Origin of the sequence: Haloferax profundi (genome assembly GCF_001469865.1) — an archaeon.
Taxonomy (GTDB): Archaea; Halobacteriota; Halobacteria; order Halobacteriales; family Haloferacaceae; genus Haloferax; species Haloferax profundi.
Map to the genome: position 1 here is coordinate 1 of NZ_LOPV01000360.1, position 4,281 is coordinate 4,281.

Sequence of the window (4,281 nt, forward strand, 5' to 3'; positions counted from 1 at the left end):
ACACCGAACTCCTCGCCGAAGCGCCGTGGGAACTGACTACCGCAGGCTGTGCCGACATCATCTCGAACTACACCGCGGTGAAAGACTGGGAACTCGCCCACCGTCTGAAGAACGTCGAGTACTCCGAGTACGCCGGCGCACTCTCGCAGATGACCGCCGAGATGCTCGTCCAGAGCGCCGACTCCATCAAACCCGGCCTCGAAGAGTCCGCGTGGATTGTCACGAAGGCGCTCGTCTCCTCGGGCGTCGCCATGTCTATCGCCGGGTCGTCGCGCCCCGCTTCCGGCGCAGAACACCTCTTTTCCCACCAACTCGACCGCATCGCCCCCGGACGCGCACTTCACGGGCATCAGGTCGGTGTTGGCTCCATCATGACCGAGTACTTCCACAGTGGTCCTCGCGGCGAGTGGACCGACATCCGCGACGCACTCTCGACGATGGGCGCGCCGACGACGGCGGACGAACTCGGCATCGCCGACGAGACGATTATCGAGGCGCTCACCACGGCCCACACGATTCGTGACCGCTACACGATTCTGGGGAACGGCGTGAGCGAAGACGCCGCAATCGAGGCGGCGACGATTACGGGCGTTATCTAGAACCCACCTTTTTCGAGGGGTCCTCGCGCCGCTTCGCGTCGCTCGAACCCCTCGAAAAACCTGTCTTCGTGAGCGTCAGCGAACGAAGGCTCGTGAGACGCAACGCGCTCACGGTGGAGGGAAGAAGCCACGAGGCTCGGCCTTCGGCCTCGCTCGTGGTACAGAATGGTCACGTCACAGGATTTGGTAGTCTCTGTGCCGGTTCAACGGCTTCGTTGAGCTGATTGTTCTTTGATAGTTTGTCGAGGGGTGTGCTGAATACAGAGCGCGTATGCAGCAGTAGGAGTCGCAGAGTTCGCGTAGACGCCTCTCGAATACAAGCGCTCAGCAAACCGATGCTTGGAAATTAATCCCCAGTTCTCCGCTTTCACTTTCGGATATGCTGTATGTCGGGTCTCCAATACACTGGTTTGTGGCTATCCCTTCCTCGACGGTCACATTTCCGACGGTGATTACTACTGCAAAGGCCTCATTTCCGTCGGGGTCATCGGTGTTGGTATTGTATACCTGTCTTGAGGACTCTGGTTCGAGGAGATAGCTCTCATTGTGTACAACTTCACCCGACATCCTGATACGGACGTGGACAGTGACGTTTCGGTCCAGGTTGCTCTCGATTGAGACTGTCTTCGGGTCGTGTGTATTTTCCGCCCTATCCACCCAATACTCCGTCTCTGTCGGTGTCGGCGTCGTTGTCGGCGTCGTTGTCGGCGTTGGTGAAGACGACGAAACCCCACTCGTTCCTCCTGAAGTACATCCTGCGAGAATCACGACTACCACAACTACCAACGACAACCGATTCGGGAAGGAGACCACGTTAACGACTACACTCCTGCCACCTTGATGAGTATCTTGTGGTATGTTGTCAATATTGGGGCCCAGCTACACCCGATGGCTTAGTTTGAACCACCTCGGAACTGGTGTCACTTCGATGCATACACCCTCTGTCTGTGTCACGCCATTCCAGTCATCGCTTTGAGGGTTCGACGGACCAGCCCTCGAATACCGTCCCAAACCCGAAGAGGGAATACGCCCCCTTCCTAACCCCCGCCCATGGCAACTGCGAGCGCCGGCAATCCGCTGAAGGAACACCCTGCGGCGGCGACGGCCGTCCTCTCCGTCGTCGGATACGCTATCGTCGTCGGAACCTTCCTCGGACTCGTCCCCGGTCGAATCTTCCCCGAGTTGACCCTCGAACAGGTTAATCGCCTCTCGGACGCCATCGCCGTGGTCAACACCATCAACGTCGTCGTCATCGCGGCCGGATGGCGCTGGATTCGCCACAACGAAGTCCGAAAGCACGCCGCGGCGATGATTACGTCGTTCCTCCTCATCCTCGTGTTCCTCGTGATGTACCTCACGAAGATTGGCGGCGGCGGGACCAAGGAGTTCGTCGGCCCGGCGTTCGCGTACTACCCGTACCTCGCGATGCTGGCGATTCACATCATCCTCTCTATCGTGTCGGTTCCGGTGGTACTCTACGCACTCATCCTCGGCCTCACACACTCAGAGCGCGAACTGCGGACCGAGACGCCCCACCGGAAGATTGGCCGCATCGCCGCCGGTGCATGGCTCTTGTCGCTCGCGCTCGGCGTCGTGACGTACCTGCTCCTCAACCACGTCTACGGATGGGAGTACACAGTCTCCGCCACGGGGGCACTCGTCGCACCCGTCGTCGGCGTCTGACGACCGACCGATATCGGCTGTTTTCTCCTGGCCGTCCGCGCCGAATCTCGGACGCGAAAGACGTGGATTTTTATCGCGGCACGTAGTGGCCGCGAATATGCGAGTCGCACTCGTCTCGATGTACACACCGCACCACGAAGAGACGGGAGCGACGATGCGAATGCGGCGAACCGCGGAACTACTGGCTGAGCGCGACATCGAAGTGGTCGTCCTCTGTGCCAAGTGGTGGGACGGCGAGGTCATCGAGTTCGAACAGAACGGCGTGACCTACCATCGCGTGACCGACTCGCCAGCGTCGGGACGGTTCGCCTCTCGCGTTCCGTTCGTCCTCCGCGAAGTCGACCCCGACGTGATTCAGGTGGCGAGTTTCCCGCCGTCGCACGTGACGGCGGTGAAGACTGCGGCACGATTCTTGCGCGTCCCTGTCGTCGCCGACTGGTGGAACCGAGACGAACGCGGCGGGTCGCGCGCCTATCGACGTGCGGCGAAGGCGCCCCACACCGTCTTGACGCCATCAGAGATGATTCGGACGCAGGTCCGCGAGATGGGCGCGTCCGTGGACGCGACGCACGTCGTCCCCGAACCCATCGACATGGAACTCGTTCGGACGGCGGACATCGAGACGCGAGCGGACGTCGTCTACGCCCGCGACTTGGACGAACACGCCAACGTCGAGAGCTTCCTTCTCGCACTCGCCGAACTCCGCGACAAAGACTGGGACGCCGCCATCATCGGCGACGGACCGGAGCGCTCGAACGCGGAGCAGACGGCGCGTGACCTCCGTATCGACGACCGAGTCGAGTTCCTCGGCGACCTCTCGGTGGACGACGCGGTTCCCATCATGAAAGGAGCCCACGTCTTCGCGCAGACGGCGACGGTCGAGCCCTTCGCGACGAACCTCCTGTGGGCACTCGCCTGCGGATGCGTGAGCATCGTCGAGTACCAGACGCAGTCTGCGGCCCACGAACTCGTCGAAGGACGCGAACGCGGGTCGCTCGTCACGAGTCCGCAAGAACTCGCGGACGAAATCGTCGCAGCCCGCGGATTCGAGCATCGGATGGTCGACGACGCGTTCGACCACTACGACTATCGGCACGTCGTCGACCGGTACGAATCGGTCTACGAGACAGAGATAGACGACTTCGGCTTCTTCTGAGCGCACTCGGCGCAGATACGTCACGAGAGCGCACCCGCTCACGACTGCGAAAAACCGGGGGCGAGACGACGGGATTACTCCTGGATGTCGTAGTCGCCGCCGTATTTCATGAAGAAGTACGCGAGGCCGAGCGTCGCAATCATCGCGAACGTCGTCGCGACGCCGAGGGCCTTCGCGCTGTCTGGGACCTGCGGGAGGCTTGCGCCGCCGCCACCACCGCCGACTTCGACAGTCGGAACGTCGCCACCGACGGCGACTGCCCCGAGCATACCGAGTGCCTGGTGCGGTTCACAGTAGTACTTCGAGATGCCGGCGTCGGCCTCTTCGAAGGTGTACTCGTAGGTCGTCCCTGCTTCGGCGACAGCGGGGCCGGAGTCGAGACTCGCGGGGCCTTCTTCCATCTTGACGTTGTGGCCGCCGCCTTCGCCGGTCCACTCCCACGTCACGGTCGTCCCGGGGTCGACCCAGACGCCCGCAGGTGCGAATGCGAGGGCGCCGCCGTTGCCCTCTGCACCCACCTCGATGGTGACTTCGCTCTGTCCACGAAGGTCTTCGTAGCCACCGTCGATTCCATCGAGGTAGCCACCGAAGTCGGGTTGTTCGGTTTGCGCCGCGGCCGTGCCGGAAGTGGCGGCAACCGCCGCGCCACCAGCGGCCGCGCCGAGGAACGCCCGCCGAGACATATCCACGTTGCCGTCGGTCATGTCCGCCGCTTGGTGTGGGCCTGTAGTGAATACTTTGGTTCGCGTCGGACAGTCGGGGGAAACCGTGCCTCAATTTGACGGGTCCCCGGCCGAAATGTGGCGGGGAGATTAGAGCGTGTAGTCGAACTCGCCCGTCTCG

The 4,281-nt window shown here is 62.0% G+C and carries 4 protein-coding genes and 1 pseudogene; 3 read left to right on the forward strand and 2 right to left on the reverse strand.

The window, feature by feature from the left end; genetic code table 11:
- Nucleotides 1-599 (forward strand): annotated as a pseudogene (locus tag AUR66_RS13115) (iron-containing alcohol dehydrogenase); the annotation flags it as partial.
- Between the two features lie 324 nt (nucleotides 600-923).
- Here AUR66_RS13115 and AUR66_RS13120 read toward each other — a convergent pair.
- A complete protein-coding gene (locus tag AUR66_RS13120; RefSeq protein ID WP_058572774.1) occupies nucleotides 924-1,256 on the reverse strand; it encodes a hypothetical protein in 333 nt (110 codons plus the stop codon).
- A 393-nt stretch (nucleotides 1,257-1,649) separates the two neighbouring features.
- On the opposite strand from AUR66_RS13120, the gene AUR66_RS13125 reads away from it, so the two are divergent.
- Both AUR66_RS13125 and AUR66_RS13130 read left to right on the forward strand, forming a co-directional pair.
- The gene (locus AUR66_RS13125) at nucleotides 1,650-2,282 is read left to right on the forward strand and encodes a DUF420 domain-containing protein (RefSeq protein ID WP_058572775.1); all 633 of its coding nucleotides are present in this window, start codon (nucleotides 1,650-1,652) and stop codon (nucleotides 2,280-2,282) included.
- A 97-nt stretch (nucleotides 2,283-2,379) separates the two neighbouring features.
- Entirely contained in the window at nucleotides 2,380-3,438 is a 1,059-nt protein-coding gene (locus AUR66_RS13130; protein ID WP_058572776.1) for a glycosyltransferase family 4 protein, read from the forward strand.
- 74 nt (nucleotides 3,439-3,512) lie between these two features.
- Here AUR66_RS13130 and AUR66_RS13135 read toward each other — a convergent pair whose 3' ends face one another.
- On the reverse strand, nucleotides 3,513-4,142 hold the full coding sequence (locus AUR66_RS13135; RefSeq protein WP_058572777.1) for a halocyanin domain-containing protein: 630 nt from the start codon (nucleotides 4,140-4,142) through the stop codon (nucleotides 3,513-3,515).
- Nucleotides 4,143-4,281 lie beyond the last annotated feature (139 nt).

What these genes read in the sequence shown, in the direction of transcription:
- AUR66_RS13130 (WP_058572776.1), top strand. Translation starts at nt 2,380, where the DNA reads ATGCGAGTCGCACTCGTCTCGATGTACACACCGCACCACGAAGAGACG.
- AUR66_RS13135 (WP_058572777.1), bottom strand. Translation starts at nt 4,142, where the DNA reads ATGACCGACGGCAACGTGGATATGTCTCGGCGGGCGTTCCTCGGCGCG.
- AUR66_RS13125 (WP_058572775.1), top strand. Translation starts at nt 1,650, where the DNA reads ATGGCAACTGCGAGCGCCGGCAATCCGCTGAAGGAACACCCTGCGGCG.